Source organism: Streptomyces sp. NPDC001941, assembly GCF_040296945.1.
Taxonomy (GTDB): domain Bacteria; phylum Actinomycetota; class Actinomycetes; order Streptomycetales; family Streptomycetaceae; genus Streptomyces.
In genome coordinates, this window is the sequence record NZ_JBEOYE010000002.1 from 62121 (window position 1) to 81551 (window position 19431).

The following is a 19431-nucleotide window of genomic DNA, read 5'->3' on the forward strand; positions in this document are numbered from 1 at the left end:
TGCTCAGAACCTCTCCGGCTTGACGAGGGCGAGGACCAGATAGCCCAGCAGGGCGGCGGCCACGAGCAGGCCGACGACGTTCTCTGCGGTCACAGCTTCGCCACCCCCTTTGCGATGAGAGCCACCAGCGCGAACACCGCGACCGTGGTGACGACGAAGGCCAGGTCGGCCATCGTGAGCTCCTGTGTGAAGAACGGATTCTCGGACGAATCGAGGAAACCCCTTTTCGGCCAGGCCACCGCCGCTGTTAACGCCTCCCATACGGCACGCGGGGAGCTCTTTACGGGTCTCGTACGCGTGCGTGGCCGTGGGGCGGGCCGGAATCCGGGGGGCGGGTGGCTGCAAGCGTGCGCGCGCGTACCCGGGCGCGCGCTTCAGAGATCAGAGGGAGGTCACGTACATCCCAAGGAGCGGTAAAGCGCCAGCCTGTGGCTCAACATCAACCGGGCCCCATATCCCGGCTGCGGCAAGGGCGTTGACCCGCCATGATGGGCCGCATGCCCTCTCTCCTGCTCGGCCTCGCGGTCGTCTCCACCGGCCTCTACGCGGGCTTCATGCTCATCTTCATGAGCGGGATCATGCCCGCCCTGCGCAAGCTCACCGACCAGCAGTTCGTCGCCGCGATGTGCCGGATCAACGAGGAGGTGCCGCGCGGAGTGTTCGGCCTGTGCTTCCTGGCCCTGGTCGTCTTCCCCGCGGTCGCCCTCGCGGTGCCCGTGGACGGCCGCTCCGACACCCAGTTCTGGCTGATCGTGGCCGCGCTGGTGTGCGGGGTCCTGAACCACCTGGTGACCATCGCGGGCAACATCCCGCTGAACACCGCGCTGGCGCGCGCGGAGGGCGGCGACCCGAAGGCCGCGCGGGCGGCCTTCGAGGACCGCTGGAACCGCATCCACGCGGTGCGCACCCTGTTCATCGTCGCCTCCTTCGGGCTGATCACGGCGGCGACGCTGAACTAGCCCACGGCACGACGGCGGTACGGGTACGGGGTGGCGGCCCCGTACCCGTACCGCCGTCCGTACCGCCGCTCGTACGGGCCCCCGGCTCAGCCCTCGCCGCGGCGCAGCCGGTCGGCGCTGCGGATCGCGGTGGCCAGCTCCGCGACGCTCCTGGACTCACTGCTGCGGGCCACCGCGTCCGCGCGCTCGGCCAGCGCGCCGAGGCCGGGGGCGCCCGGCAGCTGCTCGCCGCCGCGCAGGGCATCCGCGAAGTACGCCGCGAGCGCGGTCACCTGCAGGCCCTCCTGGGCGTCCTGCCACGGCGCCCGGTCCACGGCCGCGGTCGCCACCTCCCCGGACACCTCGTGCGGGGCGCGGGTCTTCGGGTCGAGCCAGCGCACGGTCGCGGTGGCGAGGTGCCCGCTGGTGCCGGGGCGCCGCTTGACCGCGTACAGGGCGGTCACCGTGTGCCCGGGGCCGACCTCCCCGCCGTCGACCCGGTCGTCGCGGAAGTCCTCGTCGGCCACCTTGCGGTTCTCGTAGCCGATCAGCCGGAACGCCTGGACGGTCCGGCGGTCGAAGGCCACCTGGGCCTTGGCGTCGCGGGCGCGCAGCTCGATGTGGGCGGGCAGCTGGTCGACGAAGACCTTGCGGGCCTGGGCGTCGTCGGAGACGTACACGGTGTGCCCGTCGCCCTTGTCGGCGAGCTTCTCCATCAGCGCGTCCCCGTAGTCGCTGCCGACGCCGACGCCGAACAGCGTGATCCCGTACTCCTTCCGGGAGGAGTCGATGCGCCGCAGGATGCTCTCGGGCTCGGTGGCACCGGTGTTGGCGAGCGCGTCGGAGAGCAGCACCACGCGGTTGGTGGCGCCGCCGCGCCGGCCCTCGACGGCGGTGCGGTAGCCGGTCTCGACCCCGGCCTCCAGGTTGGTGGAGGACGACGTCTCCAGCGCCTCGACGGCGTCGCGGATCCGGGTGCGGTTGCCCTGGAGGCGGGTCATGGGCAGTTCGACGCGGGCCTGGTCGCTGAAGGTGACCAGGGCGAGGGAGTCGTCGTCGCGCAGCTGGTCGGTGAGCACGCCCAGCGAGCGCTTGACCAGGTCGAGGCGGCCCGGCTCACCCATCGAGCCGGAGACGTCGACGACGAAGGTGAGCGCGGCGGGCGGGCGTGCACCGGTGGTGTCGGCGGGGCGGGTGGCCAGGCCGACGCGCACCAGGGACCAGCCGTCGGCCGAGGTGCGGGCGCCGTCGACGGTGACGCTGAAGCCGTCGCCGCTGGGCCGCGGGTAGTCGCCCCGGAAGCTGTTGACGAACTCCTCGGGGCGCACGGTGTCCTTCTCCGGCAGCCGCCCGTCGGCCAGGGTGCGGCGGGCGTAGCCGTACGAGGCGGTGTCGACGTCCAGCGCGAACGTGGACAGGTAGTCGGCGGGCCGCGGCGACGCGGGCGGCTCCTGCTCGCCGTCGGCGGGCCCGGTGGCCTTCCCGCGGTTCGCGCCGCCGTCCGGCTGTGCGGGCAGCGGGTAGGCCCCGTCGGGGCGCGAGACGCCCCGCTCGCTGCTCTTGTCGCCGCTCGACCCATCGGCTCCGCAGCCGCTCAGCAGCAGCCCGCCGGCCAGCAGCGCGGCCACCAGGCCCGCGCGTCGCCTTCCGTCGCTCTTCATCCGGTCCCCCCGGGTGTGTGGTGCCGGTCCGGAACGTCCCCGAACACGGCACGCGTCAGCGGCACTTGTCCGTGCCACGCGTTCGGGTGGTCGTGGACCCTCCCTGCTCGCGGCACTCGTGAATGTGACGTCCGTGAGCGGCCCGTGGAGCAGACGAAGGAGTTGCGGAAGAGTCTCGATGTGGCAACGACGACAAAAATGGCAGGGACTCGCCATACCTAAAATCGGGGGTTGTCACCGTGCGCAATCACGTGAGTACATTGAGTTGCAACACGGTTCGTGGATGACGGGGGAGGTCGGCCGTGATGGGTGTTGTTCCGGGCTCCGTGCTCGGCCGTGCAGCGGGATTAGGGGTGTCGCCGGACGTACTGCGACCACCCGGCCAGACGGTACGGGGTGTGCGCCAGGTCAGTGCCGCGCTCGCCGGTCTGGTGGGTGCAGCGCAGCACGAGCTGCTGACGTTCGACGACCCGGGGGCGTCCTCGGGGCAGCAGATCCCGCAGCCCTTCCTGGAGTTCGCGAGTTCGTGCGCCAGGACCGCGGCGACGCAGTCGGGGACGGTGCGGCGGATCGTGCCGCGCCACGCGCTGAACCAGCTGCGGGGCCCCTTCGACCGCAGCCGCGCCCGGCTGACCGAGTCGATCCCGTTCAAGCTGGTGGTGGCGGACCGGGCGGTGGCGGCGGTGCCGCTCGATCTGGAACTCCACTACAACGGGCTGCTGTTGATCCGGGACCCGGTGATCGTCCAGGCCCTGGTCCACATGCACCAGCACTGCTGGGAGACCGGTGAGGAGCCGCCACCGGTGCACCCGCCCCCCGGCACCCTGCCCCCTCATCTGCGCCCGGTCCTCGACGCCCTGATCGCGGGCCTGACGGACGAGGCGGCGGCCTCCCGCCTGGGCATGTCGGGCCGCACCTACAGCCGCCGGGTCGGCGAGCTCCTCTCGGCCCTGGGCACCACCAGCCGCTTCAGAGCCGGCGCGGAGGCGATGAGACGGGGATGGACGTGAGGCCCGCGCCCGCCCGCCACCGAGCGCGCTCAGGACACGATGTCCTTGCGGGCGAACCCCCGGAACGCGAGGGCGATCAGCACCACCGCGCACGTCACCGACACCGCCGCCCCCTTCACCATCCCGCCCCACTCCAGCTGCGGCTGCAGCGCGTCCGCCCAGGCGAACTGCCAGTGCGCGGGCAGGAACTGGCGCCAGTCCCCGAGCGCCGTCACGGCGTCCAGGACGTTGCCGATGATGGTGAGGCCCACCGCACCGCCCACCGCTCCCAGCGGCGCGTCGGTCTTGGTGGACAGCCAGAACGCGAGCCCGGCCGTGACCAGCTGGGACACGAAGACGAACGCCACCGCGACGGCCAGCCGCGGCAGCGCCTCTCCCGCCGAGAGGGCCCCGCCCGTGGGCAGCTTCAGCGGCCCCCAGCCGTAGGCGACGGACCCCACCGCCAGGGCGACCAGCGGCAGCAGCACCATCGCCGCCGCGCTGAAGCCGAGCGCGACCACCAGCTTGGACCAGAGCAGCCGGGCCCGGGGTACGGGAGCGGCGAGCAGGTAGCGCAGCGAGGACCAGCTCGCCTCGGACGCCACGGTGTCGCCGCAGAAGAGGGCGACGGGCACTACGAGCAGGAAGCCCGCGGAGACGAACAGGCAGGTGGCGGCGAAGTTGGCGCCGGACGCGGTCGCGGTGTCCATCAGCGTGACGCGCCCGTCGGAGCGCCCGTCCGGGCTGCCGCCGATCGCGAAGGCGGCGACCAGGACGAAGGGCAGCGCGGTGAGGATCGCGGCCATCACCAGGGTGCGGCGGCGCTTCAGCTGGCGCAGGGCCTCGACGCGCAGGGGCAGGGTGCGCCGGGCCCGGTAGCCGGGCGCGGACTCGGCCAGGGCGGTCATGCGGAGCCTCCGATCAGGGTGAGGAACGCGTCCTCGAGGCGGCGGTGCGGGCCGACCCCGGTCAACGGGACGTCGAGGCGGACGAGTTCGGCGATGAGGGCGGTGGCGGTGGCGCCGTCCAGGCGGACGAGCAGTCCGTCCTCGGTGCGTACGGCCGAGGCGATGCCGGGCAGGGCGGCGACCTTCTCGACGACCGCGTCCCCGACCGGTTCGGCGAGCGTGACGAGCAGGGTGTCGCCCTCGCCGGTGATCTCGGCGACCGGGCCCGCCTGGACGAGCTGCCCCCGGTCCATGACCACGAGATGGGTGCAGGACTGTTCGACCTCGGAGAGGAGGTGGCTGGAGACGATGACGGTGCGGCCCTCGGCGGCGTAACGGATCATCACGTCGCGCATCTCGCGGATCTGCGGCGGGTCGAGGCCGTTGGTCGGCTCGTCGAGGATCAGCAGGTCCGGCAGGCCGAGCATGGCCTGGGCGATGGCGAGGCGCTGGCGCATGCCCTGGGAGTAGGTGCGCACCGCGCGGGACAGGGCACTGCCGAGGTTGGCGATGCGCAGGGCCTCGTCGATGTGGGCGTCCTCGGCCGGGCGGCCGGTGGACTTCCAGTACAGCTCCAGGTTGTCCCGCCCGGAGAGGTGCGGCAGGAAGCCGGCGCCCTCGACGAAGGCGCCGACCCGGGAGAGCACGGGTGCGCCGGGCCGGATGGCGTGCCCGAAGACGCGGATCTCGCCGGCGTCGGGGCGGATCAGGCCCATGAGCATGCGCAGGCTGGTGGTCTTCCCGGCGCCGTTGGGCCCGAGCAGACCGAGGACCTGGCCCTTCTCGACGCGGAAGGAGAGGTCGCGTACGGCGTAGCGGTCGCTGGACTTGGCGTACTTCTTGGTCAGTCCGGTGATCTGGAGGGGCACGTCGGCGAGTTCGGGGTCGGGTGCGGGGGCCGTGGTGCGGCGGCGCGCGGTGAGCAGCAGGGCCGCCGCGACGGCGAGGCCGGCGGCCGGCAGGCCCCACACCCACCAGGGCACGCCGGCGGCCTGGGTCGTCACGCCGGGCGCGGTCGGCACGGCGAGCGGTCCGGCGAGGGCGACGGTGTACGTGGTGGGGGCGGCCGGGGACGCGTAGCCGAGGTCCGTGGCGGACAGCACCAGGCGCAGCCGGTGCCCGGCCTCGACCTCGTGGTCGACGGCGGGCAGGGTGAGGGCGACCTCCTTGCCGTTCGCCGCGCCCTCGACGCGCACCGGGGCGACGAGCTGGGAGGGCAGCACCTGCTGGCGGCCGTCGGGGCCGACGTCGTAGACCTTGCCGAAGAGGACGGCCTCGCCGCTGCCGGAGGTGATCGTGGCGCGGACGGTCGGGGTGCCGGTGATCCGGGTGGTGGTGGTCAGCGGCGCGGAGTCGAAGCGCGCGTACTGGCCGGGGAAGTCGAGGGAGAGTCCGCCGACGCCGAGGGAGGAGAGCTGGGAGAGGCCGCCGCCGAGGCCGGGCACGGCGGAGACGGCGGGCGGCGCGGCGCCGGCCGGGTTGCGGAACGCCTGGGTCTGCGGCCGGCCGGTGAGGGCGAACTCCCGCGGGTCGTTGGTCAGCCCGGGGTAGCGGTCGCCGGTGGCGCCGCGCAGCAGGGCGCGCCCGTCGGTGGAGTCGATGCCGCCGCCCCGGCTGACCCGGAAGGCGGGCCCGGTGTCGGCGGTGTCGTCCTTCTTGAGGTAGCGGTCGAACCAGGCGGAGACGCGGCCCTGGACGCGGTCGGACTCCATGGTGCCGCCGTCGTGGCCGCCGGCGATCCAGTCGACGGCGACGGGCGCGCCGTTGGCGGCGATGGCCTTCGCCATGGCGTCGGCCTGGGACAGCGGGAAGAGCGAGTCGGACTGGCCCTGCACGATCAGCGCGGGGACCTTGATGCGGTCACCCACGGCGGAGGGGCTGCGGGCCTCCAGGAGCGCGCGGGCGGCGGCGTCGGGCTTGCCGCTGACGGCGACGCGTTCGTACATGGCGCACAGGTCGTCGGCGAACCGCCCGCAGGCGGAGGGTGCGGGGGCGGCCTTGGGGGCGCCCGGCCCGGGTGCGGCCTTGGGGGCGGGGGCGTTGCCGGGCCCCTGCCCGGTGCCGGGGGACGCGGCCCCGCCGGGGGTCGTCGCCCCGCCGGGCTGCTGCTCTCCCCCTCCCCCGGCCGCCTGCCCGCCGCCCGTCGCGTCGGTGGAGCCGGTGGAGAAGAAGATCCCGGCCCACAGCTTCTTGAAGACGCCGTCGGGGAAGAGGGCGTCGGCGAGGTTCCAGTAGGTGATCTGGGGCGCGATGGCGTCGACGCGGGGGTCGTACCCGGCGGCGAGCAGCGAGATGGCGCCGCCGTAGGAGGCGCCGGTGACGCCGACGCGCGGGTCGCCGGCCTTGTCCAGCAGCACCTCGGGGCGCGCGGCCAGCCAGTCGACGAGCCGGGAGACGTCCTTGACCTCGTACCGCGGGTCGTTGAGGCCGATCTTCCCGGTGGAGGCGCCGAAGCCGCGCGCGGACCAGGTGAGGACGGCGTAGCCGTCCCGGGCGAGGCGCTCGGCCTGGGCGCGGACGTCGTCCTTGCTGCCGCCGAAGCCGTGCCCGAGGAGCACGGCGGGGCGCCGGCCGGAGCCGCCGGAGGTGAAGTACGACGTGTCGACGCGGGCCCCGGGCATGTCGAGCACCCGGTCCTGGCGCTGCACGGGCGGCGGATCGTCCGAGGCGACGGCCGTCCAGGTGCCGGCGCCGGCCAGCACGGCGAGCGCGGCGGTGACGGCCGCCCACCGGGGAAGTCGGATCTGCATGCCTCGACCCTAAGCGGCCGGGGGGCGCGGCGCGGCTGCCGCCAGGCGGAAGTCGCCCGCCTCCCGGAGGATGACCCGCTACGGTCCCGTACGACGGACGCGGTACGAGTTCCCGATCCCAGGAGGATTCCGGTGGAGATCCGCCGAGCCACGAGCGTCAGTGAACTGACCGCGGCGCAGCACCTGTACGACGGCCCGGCCCGCGCGGAGTGGGCGGCTCGCTTCCTGGCGGCGCCGGGGCACCTGATGCTGATCGCGTACGTGGACGGCGCTTCGGTCGGCATGGTCTCGGGGATCGAGATGCTGCACCCGGACAAGGGCGCGGAGATGTGCCTGTACGAACTGTCGGTGGCCGAGGAGCACCGCCGCCGGGGCATCGGCCGGGCACTGACGGAGGCGCTGGCGCGGGTGGCGCGGGAGCGGGGGTGCTACGACATGTGGGTGGGCGTGGACACGGACAACGCCCCGGCACACGCGACGTACCGCGCGGCGGGGGCGGCGCCGGAGGGCGAGTTCTCGATGCTGACATGGGACTTCACCGGGGGGTCGTGAGCGAGGGGCCCTCGCCTCCCAGGTGGCCCAGGTCCGCCAGCGGGTACTCCCGCTCCTCGGGCAGCAGCCGCGCGGCGGCGTCGAGGTCTCCCGCGCTTACGAGCGCGTGGACCTGGTGGGCAAGCGGGGTGACGTCTCGGATGGACACGGTCCACTCGTCGGCGTACGCCCCGGCGGCCTCACCGGAGAGCCCGAGCTGGAGCGAGCGGTACGGGAGGGGCTGGAGCCTCAGGTCGCGCTCGGGGTCCCACTGGACGCGCGCCGGACTGCGCCTCAACTCCCGCTTCCAGGAGGCCTGGTCGGTGTGGAGCCCGCGCGCGTAGTGCGACAGGCAGGCGTTGTGCAGGGCCCAATCGAAGCCGGAGCGCCGGATCTCGACGGCGAGGACGGTCTCCTGGCCCTCCTTGGTGCCCCAGCCGCAGCGGTACATCATCCAGAGGAACGAGGGCTTGATCCAGGTCATCCGGTCCCGCTTCCACTCCTCGGGGAAGCGTCCGTCGCGGGCGGCGGGGAGGCCGATGGCGGGGCGGTAGGCCTGGTAGACGGTGAGAGTGTCGGCGGTGTGGAGCGCTCGGACCGCACGCTGGGGCTGGGCTTGCATGGGAACGAGTCTGGGGCAGGCGGCAGCTTTTGACGATTGGATATGCCTGCCGCGTTTCGATGGCTAAAGTCGATTCATTACGGCCGGTTACGACGCGGTTGTCCCGCTCGCCCGTCGTCGACCGATGTCCGGTGACCGGTGTCCTGGGGGAAGGACCAACACACATGAGTCGTCGTTCTACCGGTGTCGTGGGTGTGTGGGCCGAGATGCAGCGCCAGCAGCAGCGCCAGCTGGACGCGGAGGCCCGGCGGCGCAGGCAGGAGGAGCAGCTGGCGCGGGCCTACCAGCGGCGGGCCGCGCAGAGCCACCGGGAGTTCCGGCAGGCGGAGGCGCAGCGGCGCACCGCCGAGCTGGAGGCCCAAGTCACCGTGTTGCAGGGGTTGTTGGCGGCGGGGAGTCGTACGCCGCCGTTCCGGGCGACGGCGTTGCGCAGGACGGAGGACGTCCAGCCGTTCGCCCCCGGGGAGCTGGCGCGCCCGATACCCATGCCCCACCCCGACCAGTACCACCCGCAGAGCGGCGGCTGGACGGCGAGCCGCCGCGCGCAGGCGCAGGCCGAGGCGCGGGAGCGCTTCGAGCGGGACCGGGCCGCCGCGCAGGCGGCCGAGCACCGCCGGCAGCAGCAACTCGCTTCCTACGTACGGGACTACGAGCAGTGGGTGGCGTCCCAGCGGGCGGAGGTGCGCCGCCACAACGCCGGGGTGGACGCGGTGGTCGCGGGGGCCAGGAGCGGGGACCCCGAGGCGGTGGTGGAGTACTTCACGGCGGCGCTGTACGCGTCGGACGCCTGGCCGGAGAGCTTCCCGCGGCAGGTGTCGGCGGCGTACGACGCGGCGGCGCGGCAGCTGGTGCTCGACTGGGAGCTGCCCGGCTACGACGTGGTCCCCGAGGCGAAGGCCGTGCGGTACGTGTCGTCGCTGGACCAGGACAAGGAGTCGCCGCGCCCGGCGGGGCAGCGGCGGGCGCTGTACCGGGAGGTGGTGGCGCAGTGCGTGCTGCTCGCACTGCGCGAGGTGTTCACGGCGGACGGGCCGGGCGCGCTGGACTCCGTGGCGGTCAACGGCTTCGTGGACGAGCACGATCCGGTGACCGGACGGCGGGGCCGGATCGTGCTGGCGACGGTGATGACGGCGCGGGAGTCGTTCCACGAGCTGCACCTAGCGCAGGTGGAGCCGGTCAGCTGCCTGACCGACGGGCTGCGCGGGCAACTCTCGCCCCGGCCCGACCAGTTGGCGGCGGTACGGCCGGACCGGAGGCCCGACGAGGTCGGCGACCGCGCCCCGGCGACCGCCGGCGGCGGGGAGGAGCCGGACCTGTTCGCGATGGACCCGGTGGAGTTCGAGGGCCTGGTGGCGGAGCTGTTCCGGGCCATGGGGATGCGGGCGGTGACGACGCAGCGCTCGAACGACGGCGGCGTGGACGTGGCGGCGACGGACCCGACGCCGATCCGGGGCGGGAAGATCGTGGTGCAGGTGAAGCGGTACCGGAACACGGTGCCGCCGACCGCGGTGCGGGACCTGTACGGGACGGTGCAGGACGCGGGCGCCAACAAGGGTGTGCTCGTGACCACTTCGCGCTTCGGCCCGGGTTCGCGCACCTTCGCCAACGGCAAGCCGCTGGAGCTGGTCTCGGGGCCCGAGCTGGTGGACCTGCTGCACCGGCACGGCCTGCGCGGCCGCCTGGGCGACGGCCGCACGTCCACGCCCGCCGCCACCGCCGCCGCCCCGGCGGACCCGCCGCTGCCGGCCGAGTACAACGTCCTGGGCATGTCGTGGAGCGGGAGCGTGGCGCTGGACGTGTGCGCGCTGGTCTGTCGCGGGACGCGCGTCCTGAGCGACGACCACTTCGTGTTCTTCAACAACCACAGCACGCCGGACGGGAAGGTGCGGGCCCTGGCCCCGACTCCCCCGGACAAGGCGGCGATCTGCGTGGCCTTCGACGAACTGCCCTCCGCGGCGGACCGCTTCGTCCTGGTCGCGGCGATCGACCCGGAGGTCAACCCCGCGGCGGACCTCGCCGGCTTCACGGACGCCCGCATCCGGCTCCTGGACCCGGGCATGACGGAACTGGGCCAACTGGAGGTCTCCGACGGCCGCGCCGGCGAAACGGCCCTGGTCCTGGGCTCCTTCCGGCGCCGCCCCAACGGGGACTGGGACTTCGTCCTGGGCGGCCGGGGCTACCGGGGCGGCCTGGAGGAACTGGTGACGGACTACGGGATCGAGGTGGAGTGAGGCGGGGCGTCGGCCCTGTGCCGCAGGGCCTCCGCGACGGCCTCCGCGTGCTCGGCCCGCAGCACCCCGACGTGCACGAGGGGTACGCCCTGCCGGTGGACCTGCGCCCGTACGCCCCCGGGCCCGACGTCCACCCCGAGCGCGCCGAGAGCGCCCCGCAGGGCCCGGGAGGCATCATCGGCACGGGCCCAGGCGTCGCGCCAGGTCTGCATGTCCATCAGTGCTCCTGGTGGTTGCGGAGTTCGGCGGTGAGGTCGTTGCGGTCGCGATCAGTGGCGGCCTGCGCCAACTGGGTGTGGAGGGCAGTGCAGACGTGGCAGCCGGGGATGGGGATCGCTTCGAAGGGCCAGGGCTCGACAAGAAGCTCAACCGGCAGTTCCTGATGGGGCCTGGGGATGGAGTGCATGGCGTTCCCTTCGCTTCGACAAGCCCGAGCGGGCGAGTCGAGCGTCATCCCTGGAGTGATCGGGGTCTACTCCTATTGACCTTGTCGGGTAAAGCCCTCCGACCACTGCGCCAGAAGCGCTCGGCACGCACCACCAAAGACGGCGTACTCCTCGTAACGCTCGAAGTCGTCGCGGTAGGCCTTCACATCACGGTGATCCCGAAGGATGAGCGCTCCGGTGTGGGTCTCCACTTGGACGAGACGCCGGTCGTAAACGGTGAAGACGCTGAGAGGTGTCTCGGGGACAGGTTCGAGGCGTTCCAGGGGGATGACGCCCAGGCGGACGTTGGGAATGCGAGAGACTGAAACGAGACGGTCGACTTGCATGGCCATAGCGACAGGTGGGACGAGTGGCCAACGCACGGCCTGTTCCGTGAGCAGGAACGTGAAGTACTTGGACGTGTCCAAGAGGACCTGTTGACGCTCCAGTTTCTTCGCCACGGTCCTGGAGATGTCGCCGGAGACCCCCGCGAGGCTCGCACGCACATAGTCCGGCGTCGCCAGCAGACCCGTGATCATCATGGGGAGGAAGAAGCGGAACTCCGTCGTGATGGCGTCGATCCGCGCCAACTCGTCCTGCTTCTTGTCCAGTCCACGCCGCAGGGACGACCAGTCGTCCTGCCACTCGGTGAGGGCCGTACGCGCGATGACCAGTATTTTCGTCGCGACCGGGGTCTCGGTCCCGATGGCTTCGAGGATCGTCTCGACATCGACGATCGCCGGAGTCAGCTTGCCACCCTCGATGTTGCTGATCTTGGTCTGCGACATGTTGCATCTGCGGGCGAGCGCGGTCTGAGTGAGACCGGCTCGCTTCCGCTCGCTGCGCAAGGCTTCCGCTAGATCCGACTTCGAACGGTCCAGCGCCTCAGGCTCAAAGGTCAAGGCCCTTGACGTACTCCTCGAACGGGACCGACTCGGCAAGGGCGATGCGCTGGTACCGCAGGAACCGGGTGACGTCCCCTTCGAAGACCTCACGACCGATCTGCGTCCCGTCGGGCCCGTAGTGCATCAGCACGACCTCCGACCGGTCGAACATCCAGAAGTCCTGCACCCCTTCAAGGGGGTTGGGACGATCGGTCACGTCCAGGATACGGATGTCCTCCCCCGCCCACACATGGGGCCGGTAGTACATGAACTCGTATCGGAGGTAGTCCGTCAGCGGACGGGACACGACGTGGACGCGCCCCTTCGTCTTCCCTTCACGCCGCACCCGCTTGAGGTCCTCGGTGTAGTCGTCGCTGTAGGTGTACGGGTCGATCCGGTCGCCCGCCAGGAAAGCTTCGACGTCCTCCGCCTCTTCACGTACGCGGTACTCCGGCAGCACCTCCAATCGCCACGCTTCATCCTCGAACGTTTCGAACCTCGCTGCCCACTCGTCACCATCCAAGAGCACGGAACGCCTCCCTCAAGGTGGCTTCGGGGATTTCTACGAGCCCTTCGCCGAACGGCGGCTGGAACGTACGGGAGACAGCACCTTGAACGACGAAATTCCCCTCGACCGTCCGGTAGATGTTCGGGCAATCGTTCTTCTTGCACTCACCGGCACCAGAGCCGGTGAGTCGGGTCAGCTCCTCACGCGCCATGGAAAGAACCCCCTTGCCCCGGCCCCCGGCGGGCCGGATGAAGCGACCGTAGGAGCAAACGAAACAGCCTGTCCATGCGGCAACGCGAATATTGGCGTTGTCGGGTAAACGTCTCCACCTACGCCAAAGCCCCCGCCCCTCCCGTACCCCGGGAGGAGCAGGGGCTCCTGTCTGTCGACGGACGGTCAGCGCACCGTCACCGCAATACTCAGTGGTTCCTCGGGAACCCCAGGTCCACGCCCGTCGACGCCTCCGACGGGTCCGGCCAGCGGGTGGTGACGACCTTGCCGCGGGTGTAGAACTGCACGCCGTCGTTGCCGTACACGTGCAGGTCGCCGAAGAGGCTGTCCTTCCAGCCGCCGAAGCTGTGGTAGCCGACCGGCACCGGGATCGGGACGTTCACGCCGACCATGCCGGCCTGGACCTCCAGCTGGAAGCGGCGGGCGGCGCCGCCGTCGCGGGTGAAGATCGCGGTGCCGTTGCCGAAGGGCGAGGCGTTGATGAGGGCCAGGCCCTCCTCGTACGTGTCCGTGCGCAGGACGCACAGGACCGGGCCGAAGATCTCGTCCTGGTAGGCCTTGGCCGTGGTGGGGACGCGGTCCAGGAGGGAGAGGCCGATCCAGTGGCCGTTCTCGTGGCCCTCCACCGTGAGGCCGGTGCCGTCGAGGACGACCTCGCAGCCCTCCGCCGCCGCGCCCTCGACGTACGAGGCGACCTTGTCGCGGTGGGCGGCGGTGATCAGCGGGCCCATCTCGGAGGACGGGTCGGTGCCGGGGCCGATCTTGATCTTCTCGGCCCGCTCCTTGATCTTGGCGACGAGCTCGTCCGCGACCGAGCCCACCGCGACGATCGCCGAGATCGCCATGCAGCGCTCACCCGCGGAGCCGTACGCCGCCGAGACCGCCGCGTCCGCGGCCGCGTCCAGGTCGGCGTCCGGGAGGACCAGCATGTGGTTCTTGGCGCCGCCCAGCGCCTGGACGCGCTTGCCGTTGGCCGAGGCGGTCGCGTGGATGTGGCGGGCGATCGGGGTCGAGCCGACGAAGGAGACCGCCGCGACGTCCGGGTGCTCCAGGAGGCGGTCCACCGCCACCTTGTCGCCGTGCAGGACGTTGAAGACGCCGTCGGGCAGCCCCGCCTCGGCGAGCAGCTCGGCGATCTTCAGGGAGGCCGAGGGGTCCTTCTCGCTGGGCTTGAGCACGAAGGTGTTGCCGCACGCGATGGCGATCGGGAACATCCACATCGGCACCATGGCCGGGAAGTTGAACGGCGTGATGCCCGCCACGACGCCCACCGGCTGGCGGATGGCCGCCACGTCAACCCGGTTGGAGACCTGGGTGGACAGCTCGCCCTTCAGCTGCGTGGTGATCCCGCAGGCCAGGTCGACGATCTCCAGGCCGCGCGCCACCTCGCCCAGCGCGTCCGAGTGCACCTTGCCGTGCTCGGCGACGATCAGCTCCGCGATCGCGTCCCGGTTGGCGTCCAGCAGCGCGCGGAACTTGAACAGCACGGTGGTGCGCTGCGCCAGCGACGCGGTGCCCCAGGTCGCGAACGCGGCCTTCGCCGAGGCGACCGCCGCGTCGACCTCCTCCACCGAGGCCAGCGCGACCCGGGTGGTGACCTCGCCGGTCGCCGGGTCCGTCACCGGGCCCCAGTTGCCGGACGCGCCCTCGACGGCCTTGCCACCGATCCAGTGGTCGACGGTCTTCGTCATGTCGTACGTGCTCCTTCAGGAACGGTTGGGGACGGTTGGGGACGGTTGTGGACAGCTCCTGGAGCGGGCTGCGCTACAGGTGGCGGCGGCGGGCGGCGACGTTCCTGTCGTACTCCTCCCGGGCCCTGACCGCCGACGGCCTGGTCGCGGTCTCGGCCACGGGAACATCCCACCACGCCTGCGCCGGTGGCGCGCCCGACACTGTGTCTGCGGTTTCGGTCTCCGCGTAGACACATGTGGGAACGGTCGAGGCCCGCGCCTCGGCGAAGGCTTCGCGCAGGTCACGAATGGTTTTGGCGCGCAGCACGCGCATCCCGAGGGAGGCCGCGTTGGCGGCCAGGTCCACCGGCAGCGGCGCCCCCTCGGCCGTGCGGAACGCCGTGCCGAGCCGCTCCGCGCCCACCGCCTCTGACAGCCCGCCGATCGACGCGTACCCGTGGTTCTGCACGATCACCACCTTGATCGGCACCCCCTCGCGCACGGCCGTGACCAGTTCCGTCGGGTTCATCAGGTACGTACCGTCGCCGACGAGCGCCCACACCGGCCGGCCCGGCGCCGCGAGCGCCACCCCGATGGCGGCCGGGATCTCGTAGCCCATGCACGAGTACCCGTACTCGACGTGGTACTGGTCCCGGGACCGGGCCCGCCACAGCTTGTGCAGGTCCCCGGGGAGCGACCCGGCCGCGTTGACCACCACGTCGTCCCCGTCCACCACCGCGTCCAGGGCGCCGAGCAGCTGCGCCTGGGTGGGGCGCGCGTCCGGGTCGGGCGCCGCGAACGCCGCGTCGACGCGGTGCTCCCAGCGCTCCTTGTCGTCGGTGTACTCGGTCTCGTACGCGGGGGACACGTGGTGGTCCCCCAGGGCCCCGGTGAGCGCCCGGAGGGCGGTGCGGGCGTCGGCGACGACCGTGCGCGCCGCCATCTTGTGGGCGTCGAGGCCGGTGATGTTGAGGCCGAGGAAGCGGACGCCGGGGGCGGTGAAGAGGGTGGAGGAGGCGGTGGTGAAGTCCGTCCAGCGGGTGCCGACGCCGATCACCAGGTCGGCGGTGCGGGCCAGTTCGGCGGCGGTGGCGGTGCCGGTGTGGCCGATGCCGCCGACGTCGGCCGGGTGGTCGTGGCGCAGCGCGCCCTTGCCCGCCTGGGTGGCGGCGACCGGGATGCCGGTGGCGTCCGCCAGGTCGCGCAGGGCGTCCTCCGCCTCGCTGTGCCGCACCCCGCCGCCCGCGACGAGCAGCGGGCGCCGGGCGGCGCGCACCAGCCGTACGGCCTCGTCGAGTTCGGCCGGGTCGGGCGCGGGGCGGCGCACCGTCCAGACCCGGTCGGCGAAGAACTCCGCCGGCCAGTCGTACGCCTCCGCCTGCACGTCCTGCGGCAGCGCCAGCGTGACGGCGCCGGTGGCGGCCGGGTCGGTCAGCACCCGCATCGCGGCGAGCGCGGCCGGGACGAGGGCCTCGGGGCGGTGGACCCGGTCGAAGTACGCGGAGACGGGCCGCAGGCAGTCGTTGACCGACACGTCGCCCGCGTAGGGCACTTCGAGCTGCTGGAGTACCGGGTCGGCGGGGCGTCCGGCGAAGGTGTCGCCGGGCAGCAGCAGCACGGGCAGGCGGTTGACGGTGGCGAGGGCCGCGCCAGTGACCAGGTTGGTGGCGCCGGGGCCGATGGAGGTGGTGACGGCGTGCGCGGACAGCCTGCGGGACTGGCGCGCGTAGCCGACGGCCGCGTGGACCATGGCCTGTTCGTTGCGCCCCTGGACGTACGGCATGACGTCGGCGTGCTCGACGAGCGCCTGGCCGACGCCCGCCACGTTGCCGTGCCCGAAGATCCCCCAGGTGGCCGCGACGAGCCGCTGCCGCCGCCCGTCCCGCTCGGTGTACTGGGCGGCCAGGAAGCGGACCAGGGCCTGCGCGACGGTGAGCCGGACGGGGGCGGGGGCGGGAGTGGCATCAAGCACGGGGGTGGCGCCGGAGGCGGGGGACGTGGGGGCGGCGTCGGGGCCGGGGGGCCGGGCGGTCATCGGTATCCCTCCGTGTGGTCGGGGTGGAAGCAGATCCTCCACTCGCGTTCGGCGCCGGGGCCCGCCATCACGTTCAGGTAGTACATGGCGTGTCCCGGCGCGGCGATCGACGGGCCGTGCCAGCCGTCCGGCACGAGCACCGCGTCCCCGTCGCGCACCTCGGCCAGCAGGTCGGCGCCGCCCGGGCGGGACGGGGAGATCCGCTGGTAGCCGGTGCCGTGGTCGCCGTCGATCTCGTAGTAGTAGATCTCCTCCAGCTCGGACTCGACGCCGGGTCGGTGCTCGTCGTGCTTGTGCGGCGGCCAGGACGACCAGTGGCCGCCGGGGGTGACCACCTCGACGGCGATCAGCCGGTCGCAGGCGAACGCGTCGGCCGAGGCGAAGTTGCGCACCAGGCGCGCGCAGGTGCCGCTGCCGCGCTCCTCGACGGGTACCTCCGGCGCGGGGCCGTAGCGGGCGGGGAGTCGTCGCCCGCACTTCGCTCCTGCCAGGGCGAAGCGACCTCCCGCGCCGGAGGCGATCTGGGCCCGGGCGTCCCGGGGCAGGTAGGCGAAGTCGCTGACTCCGCCGAACACCCCTTTCCTGCCCAGGAGTTCGAAGACCTCGCCGTCCACCCGCACCGTACAGCCGCCGGTGAGCGGAAGCACGATCCATTCGGATTCCGCGGTGTCGAGTACGTGCTCCTGCCCCGGGGCGAGTTCGAGGACGCGCAGGGCACTGTGGGTCCAGCCGGCCCGCTCGGGCGCGATGTCGAGGGCGTAGGGGGCACGGGCGGCCTCACCGGCGCGGAGGTGGAGCCGGGGTGCGGGGGCGTTCACGGGTGCGTGGGCGTTGTTCGTGGGTGCGGGGGCGTCGTTCATGGGTGCGGGGGCGTTCACGGGTCCTCCGTCAGGGGCGTTCACGGGTCCTCCGTACGGAACGGGTGCTCGGGTCACAGCAGTCCCACCGCCGTGTCCACCGCCGCGGCCACGTCCCCGTCGCGCGGGTACAGCAGCGAGCGGCCCGCCACCAGGCCCTGGACGGTGGGCAGTCGGAGCGCGCCGCGCCACTTCTCGTAGGTGGCGTCCTGGTCGTCCCCGGTGTCGCCGCCGAGCAGCACGGCCGGCAGCGTGGAGGCGGCGAGGGCGCGGTCCATGTCGTCGGGGTTCTCGGTGACCGGGACCTTCAGCCAGGTGTACGCGGACGTGCCGGCCAGGCCCGAGGCGATGGCGATGGCCGTGCTGACGGCCGGGGCGCTCAGGTCGTTGGCGACCCGGCCGCCGTGGCGGCGGCACAGGAACGGCTCGACGAACACCGGGAGGCGGTGCGCGGCCATCTCGTCCACGGTCCGGGCGGCGGCGTGCAGGGTGGCGAGGGAGCCGGGGTCGTCGTAGTCGATGCGCAGCAGCAGCTTGCCCGCGTCGAAGCCGGAGCGGGCGAGGTCCTGCGCGCGGTGGCCGGTGAAGCGGTCGTCCAGCTCGAAGGCGGCGCCAGCCAGGCCGCCCCGGTTCATGGAGCCCATGACGACCTTGCCCTCCAGGGCGCCGAGCAGCAGCAGGTCGTCCAGGACGTCGGCGGTGGCCAGGACCCCGTCGACGCCCGGGCGGGACAGCGCGAGGCAGACGCGTTCGAGCAGGTCGAGCCGGTTGGCCATGGCGAGCGGACGGTCCCCGACGCCGAGGGCGCCGCGCCCGGGGTGGTCGGCGGCCACGATCATCAGCCGCCCGCCGTCCCCCAGGAGCGGCCGCCTGCGCCGCCGGGCGGCCGCCTCCGCGACGGCCTCGGGGTGCCGGGTGCGGACGGCGACCAGGTGGGCGAGGTCGACCCGGGTCACGGGTGGTCCTGGTGGGGGGTGCCGGAACTTACGGGGCTGGTGGGGCCGGTGGGGCTTACGTGGCCGGGGCCACCGGGCCCGGTCGGGCGCTCCGGCTCCGGCTCCGGGAGGTCTCCCCGTACCACCGCGTCCACCTCCGCCGGGTACGGCATGGCCGAGGAGCAGGCCAGGCGGGTGGCGACGAGGGCGCCGGCCGCATTGGCGTACCGCATCACGCGTCCGGTGTCCCAGCCGGCGAGCAGCCCGTGCACCAGGGCCCCGCCGAACGCGTCGCCCGCGCCGAGGCCGTTGACCACCTCCACCGGCACCGGGGGCACCTCCACGGCCACCCCGTCGCGGGCCATGGCCAGCACCCCCTTCGGCCCCTGCTTGACCACGGCGAGCTCCACCCCGGCGGCGAGCAGGGCCCGCGCGGCGGCGGCCGGGTCGCGCTCACCGGTCGCGACCTCGCACTCGTCCAGGTTGCCGACGGCGACGGTCGCGTGGCGCAGGGCCGCGCGGTAGTGCGGGCGCGCCTGTCCTGGATCGGACCAGAACACCGGCCGCCAGTCCAGGTCGAGCACGGTCGTCCCGCTCCTCGCCCGGTGCGCCAGGGCGGCCAGGGTCGCGGTCCGGCTCGGCTCGGCGCACAGGCCGGTGCCGGTCGCCCAGAAGACCCGGGCCGCGCGGATCGCCGCGAGGTCGAGCTCCTCGGTACGGATCTCCAGGTCGGGGGCCTTGGGCAGGCGGTAGAAGTACAGCGGGAAGTCGTCGGGCGGGAAGACCTCGCAGAAGGTGACCGGGGTCGGGTACGCGGCGACGGGCGCCACCCAGCGGTCGTCGACCCCGAACTCCCGCAGCGCCTGGTGCAGATAGGCGCCGAACGGGTCGTCGCCGGTGCGGGTCACCACGGCGGTGCGGCGGCCGAGCCGGGCGGCGGCGACGGCGACGTTGGAGGCGGAGCCGCCGAGGAACTTGCCGAACGTCTCCACCCGCGCGAGCGGCACCCCGGTCTGGAGCGGATAGAGGTCGACGCCGATGCGGCCCATGGTGATCAGGTCGTACGCGTCCGGGGCAGGCGCCCGGGAGTCCGGGGCAGGAACCCGGGAATCCGAGGCAAGAGCCCGGGAATCCGGGGCAGGGTCCCGCGCTGGCACGTACGGGTCAGGGTCCCGTGCACGCACGTCCGGGCCGGGGTCTCGTGCAGGCGCATCCGG

At 72.9% G+C, this 19431-nt stretch carries 20 protein-coding genes; 4 read left to right on the forward strand and 16 right to left on the reverse strand.

Features of this window, described 5'->3' with window-relative positions:
- Nucleotides 1–3 precede the first annotated feature (3 nt).
- The gene (gene kdpF, locus ABT160_RS02105; RefSeq protein WP_290111396.1) at nucleotides 4–93 is read right to left on the reverse strand and encodes a K(+)-transporting ATPase subunit F; all 90 of its coding nucleotides are present in this window, start codon (nucleotides 91–93) and stop codon (nucleotides 4–6) included.
- A complete protein-coding gene (locus tag ABT160_RS02110; protein ID WP_351642359.1) occupies nucleotides 90–239 on the reverse strand; it encodes a hypothetical protein in 150 nt (49 codons plus the stop codon). The genes kdpF and ABT160_RS02110 overlap by 4 nt, the downstream gene beginning before the upstream one ends.
- 258 nt (nucleotides 240–497) lie before the next feature.
- Here ABT160_RS02110 and ABT160_RS02115 point away from each other — a divergent pair, with 258 nt between their 5' ends.
- Nucleotides 498–959, forward strand: a complete 462-nt coding sequence (locus tag ABT160_RS02115; RefSeq protein WP_351642360.1) for an anthrone oxygenase family protein — start codon at nucleotides 498–500, stop codon at nucleotides 957–959.
- 86 nt (nucleotides 960–1045) lie between these two features.
- Here the strand turns inward: ABT160_RS02115 and ABT160_RS02120 are convergent, their stop codons facing one another.
- On the reverse strand, nucleotides 1046–2599 hold the full coding sequence (locus ABT160_RS02120; protein ID WP_351642363.1) for a vWA domain-containing protein: 1554 nt from the start codon (nucleotides 2597–2599) through the stop codon (nucleotides 1046–1048).
- 398 nt (nucleotides 2600–2997) lie between these two features.
- Between ABT160_RS02120 and ABT160_RS02125 the strand changes: the two genes are divergently transcribed.
- Nucleotides 2998–3609: a helix-turn-helix domain-containing protein gene (locus ABT160_RS02125; protein WP_351642366.1), complete on the forward strand. Its 612-nt coding sequence runs from the start codon at nucleotides 2998–3000 to the stop codon at nucleotides 3607–3609.
- A gap of 29 nt (nucleotides 3610–3638) precedes the next feature.
- Here ABT160_RS02125 and ABT160_RS02130 read toward each other — a convergent pair whose 3' ends face one another.
- Both ABT160_RS02130 and ABT160_RS02135 read right to left on the reverse strand, forming a co-directional pair.
- Entirely contained in the window at nucleotides 3639–4496 is an 858-nt protein-coding gene (locus ABT160_RS02130; RefSeq protein ID WP_351642367.1) for an ABC transporter permease, read from the reverse strand.
- Nucleotides 4493–7285, reverse strand: coding sequence for an alpha/beta fold hydrolase (locus tag ABT160_RS02135; RefSeq protein WP_351642370.1), 2793 nt, complete (start codon nucleotides 7283–7285; stop codon nucleotides 4493–4495). Before ABT160_RS02135 ends, ABT160_RS02130 begins: the two co-directional genes overlap by 4 nt.
- A 132-nt stretch (nucleotides 7286–7417) precedes the next feature.
- Here ABT160_RS02135 and ABT160_RS02140 point away from each other — a divergent pair, with 132 nt between their 5' ends.
- Complete coding sequence (locus ABT160_RS02140; RefSeq protein WP_351642372.1) at nucleotides 7418–7837, forward strand: GNAT family N-acetyltransferase; 420 nt, start codon at nucleotides 7418–7420, stop codon at nucleotides 7835–7837.
- On the opposite strand, the gene ABT160_RS02145 is transcribed toward ABT160_RS02140, so the two are convergent.
- On the reverse strand, nucleotides 7821–8438 hold the full coding sequence (locus tag ABT160_RS02145; protein ID WP_351642373.1) for a DUF4291 domain-containing protein: 618 nt from the start codon (nucleotides 8436–8438) through the stop codon (nucleotides 7821–7823). The genes ABT160_RS02140 and ABT160_RS02145 overlap by 17 nt on opposite strands.
- 164 nt (nucleotides 8439–8602) lie before the next feature.
- Between ABT160_RS02145 and ABT160_RS02150 the strand changes: the two genes are divergently transcribed.
- The gene (locus ABT160_RS02150) at nucleotides 8603–10669 is read left to right on the forward strand and encodes a restriction endonuclease (protein ID WP_351642375.1); all 2067 of its coding nucleotides are present in this window, start codon (nucleotides 8603–8605) and stop codon (nucleotides 10667–10669) included.
- On the opposite strand, the gene ABT160_RS02155 is transcribed toward ABT160_RS02150, so the two are convergent.
- The 10 genes from ABT160_RS02155 to iolC form a co-directional block, all read right to left on the reverse strand.
- Nucleotides 10648–10887: a hypothetical protein gene (locus ABT160_RS02155; protein ID WP_351642376.1), complete on the reverse strand. Its 240-nt coding sequence runs from the start codon at nucleotides 10885–10887 to the stop codon at nucleotides 10648–10650. The genes ABT160_RS02150 and ABT160_RS02155 overlap by 22 nt on opposite strands.
- Entirely contained in the window at nucleotides 10887–11075 is a 189-nt protein-coding gene (locus tag ABT160_RS02160; RefSeq protein WP_351642377.1) for a hypothetical protein, read from the reverse strand. The genes ABT160_RS02155 and ABT160_RS02160 overlap by 1 nt, the downstream gene beginning before the upstream one ends.
- 72 nt (nucleotides 11076–11147) lie before the next feature.
- Nucleotides 11148–11996, reverse strand: coding sequence for a helix-turn-helix domain-containing protein (locus tag ABT160_RS02165; RefSeq protein ID WP_351642379.1), 849 nt, complete (start codon nucleotides 11994–11996; stop codon nucleotides 11148–11150).
- Nucleotides 11986–12507 (reverse strand): DUF6879 family protein, encoded by a 522-nt coding sequence (locus ABT160_RS02170; RefSeq protein ID WP_351642380.1) that lies wholly within the window; start codon nucleotides 12505–12507, stop codon nucleotides 11986–11988. The genes ABT160_RS02165 and ABT160_RS02170 overlap by 11 nt, the downstream gene beginning before the upstream one ends.
- The gene (locus ABT160_RS02175) at nucleotides 12491–12697 is read right to left on the reverse strand and encodes a hypothetical protein (RefSeq protein WP_351642383.1); all 207 of its coding nucleotides are present in this window, start codon (nucleotides 12695–12697) and stop codon (nucleotides 12491–12493) included. The genes ABT160_RS02170 and ABT160_RS02175 overlap by 17 nt, the downstream gene beginning before the upstream one ends.
- A 208-nt stretch (nucleotides 12698–12905) precedes the next feature.
- A complete protein-coding gene (gene mmsA, locus ABT160_RS02180; protein ID WP_351642384.1) occupies nucleotides 12906–14408 on the reverse strand; it encodes a CoA-acylating methylmalonate-semialdehyde dehydrogenase in 1503 nt (500 codons plus the stop codon).
- A gap of 73 nt (nucleotides 14409–14481) precedes the next feature.
- Entirely contained in the window at nucleotides 14482–16422 is a 1941-nt protein-coding gene (gene iolD / locus ABT160_RS02185; protein ID WP_351642387.1) for a 3D-(3,5/4)-trihydroxycyclohexane-1,2-dione acylhydrolase (decyclizing), read from the reverse strand.
- Nucleotides 16419–17282: a 5-deoxy-glucuronate isomerase gene (gene iolB / locus ABT160_RS02190; RefSeq protein WP_351643020.1), complete on the reverse strand. Its 864-nt coding sequence runs from the start codon at nucleotides 17280–17282 to the stop codon at nucleotides 16419–16421. The genes iolD and iolB overlap by 4 nt, the downstream gene beginning before the upstream one ends.
- Nucleotides 17283–17353: 71 nt before the next feature.
- Nucleotides 17354–18235, reverse strand: coding sequence for a Cgl0159 family (beta/alpha)8-fold protein (locus tag ABT160_RS02195; protein ID WP_351642389.1), 882 nt, complete (start codon nucleotides 18233–18235; stop codon nucleotides 17354–17356).
- Nucleotides 18232–19263: a 5-dehydro-2-deoxygluconokinase gene (iolC, locus tag ABT160_RS02200; RefSeq protein WP_351642390.1), complete on the reverse strand. Its 1032-nt coding sequence runs from the start codon at nucleotides 19261–19263 to the stop codon at nucleotides 18232–18234. The genes ABT160_RS02195 and iolC overlap by 4 nt, the downstream gene beginning before the upstream one ends.
- Nucleotides 19264–19431 lie beyond the last annotated feature (168 nt).

Excerpts from the sequence above, each read along its gene's own strand:
- ABT160_RS02115 (WP_351642360.1), top strand. The coding sequence starts at position 498 with ATGCCCTCTCTCCTGCTCGGCCTCGCGGTCGTCTCCACCGGCCTCTAC.
- ABT160_RS02120 (WP_351642363.1), bottom strand. The coding sequence starts at position 2,599 with ATGAAGAGCGACGGAAGGCGACGCGCGGGCCTGGTGGCCGCGCTGCTG.
- ABT160_RS02130 (WP_351642367.1), bottom strand. The coding sequence starts at position 4,496 with ATGACCGCCCTGGCCGAGTCCGCGCCCGGCTACCGGGCCCGGCGCACC.
- ABT160_RS02135 (WP_351642370.1), bottom strand. The coding sequence starts at position 7,285 with ATGCAGATCCGACTTCCCCGGTGGGCGGCCGTCACCGCCGCGCTCGCC.
- ABT160_RS02145 (WP_351642373.1), bottom strand. The coding sequence starts at position 8,438 with ATGCAAGCCCAGCCCCAGCGTGCGGTCCGAGCGCTCCACACCGCCGAC.
- ABT160_RS02150 (WP_351642375.1), top strand. The coding sequence starts at position 8,603 with ATGAGTCGTCGTTCTACCGGTGTCGTGGGTGTGTGGGCCGAGATGCAG.
- ABT160_RS02155 (WP_351642376.1), bottom strand. The coding sequence starts at position 10,887 with ATGGACATGCAGACCTGGCGCGACGCCTGGGCCCGTGCCGATGATGCC.
- ABT160_RS02160 (WP_351642377.1), bottom strand. The coding sequence starts at position 11,075 with ATGCACTCCATCCCCAGGCCCCATCAGGAACTGCCGGTTGAGCTTCTT.
- ABT160_RS02175 (WP_351642383.1), bottom strand. The coding sequence starts at position 12,697 with ATGGCGCGTGAGGAGCTGACCCGACTCACCGGCTCTGGTGCCGGTGAG.
- mmsA (WP_351642384.1), bottom strand. The coding sequence starts at position 14,408 with ATGACGAAGACCGTCGACCACTGGATCGGTGGCAAGGCCGTCGAGGGC.
- iolD (WP_351642387.1), bottom strand. The coding sequence starts at position 16,422 with ATGACCGCCCGGCCCCCCGGCCCCGACGCCGCCCCCACGTCCCCCGCC.
- iolB (WP_351643020.1), bottom strand. The coding sequence starts at position 17,282 with ATGAACGACGCCCCCGCACCCACGAACAACGCCCACGCACCCGTGAAC.
- iolC (WP_351642390.1), bottom strand. The coding sequence starts at position 19,263 with ATGGGCCGCATCGGCGTCGACCTCTATCCGCTCCAGACCGGGGTGCCG.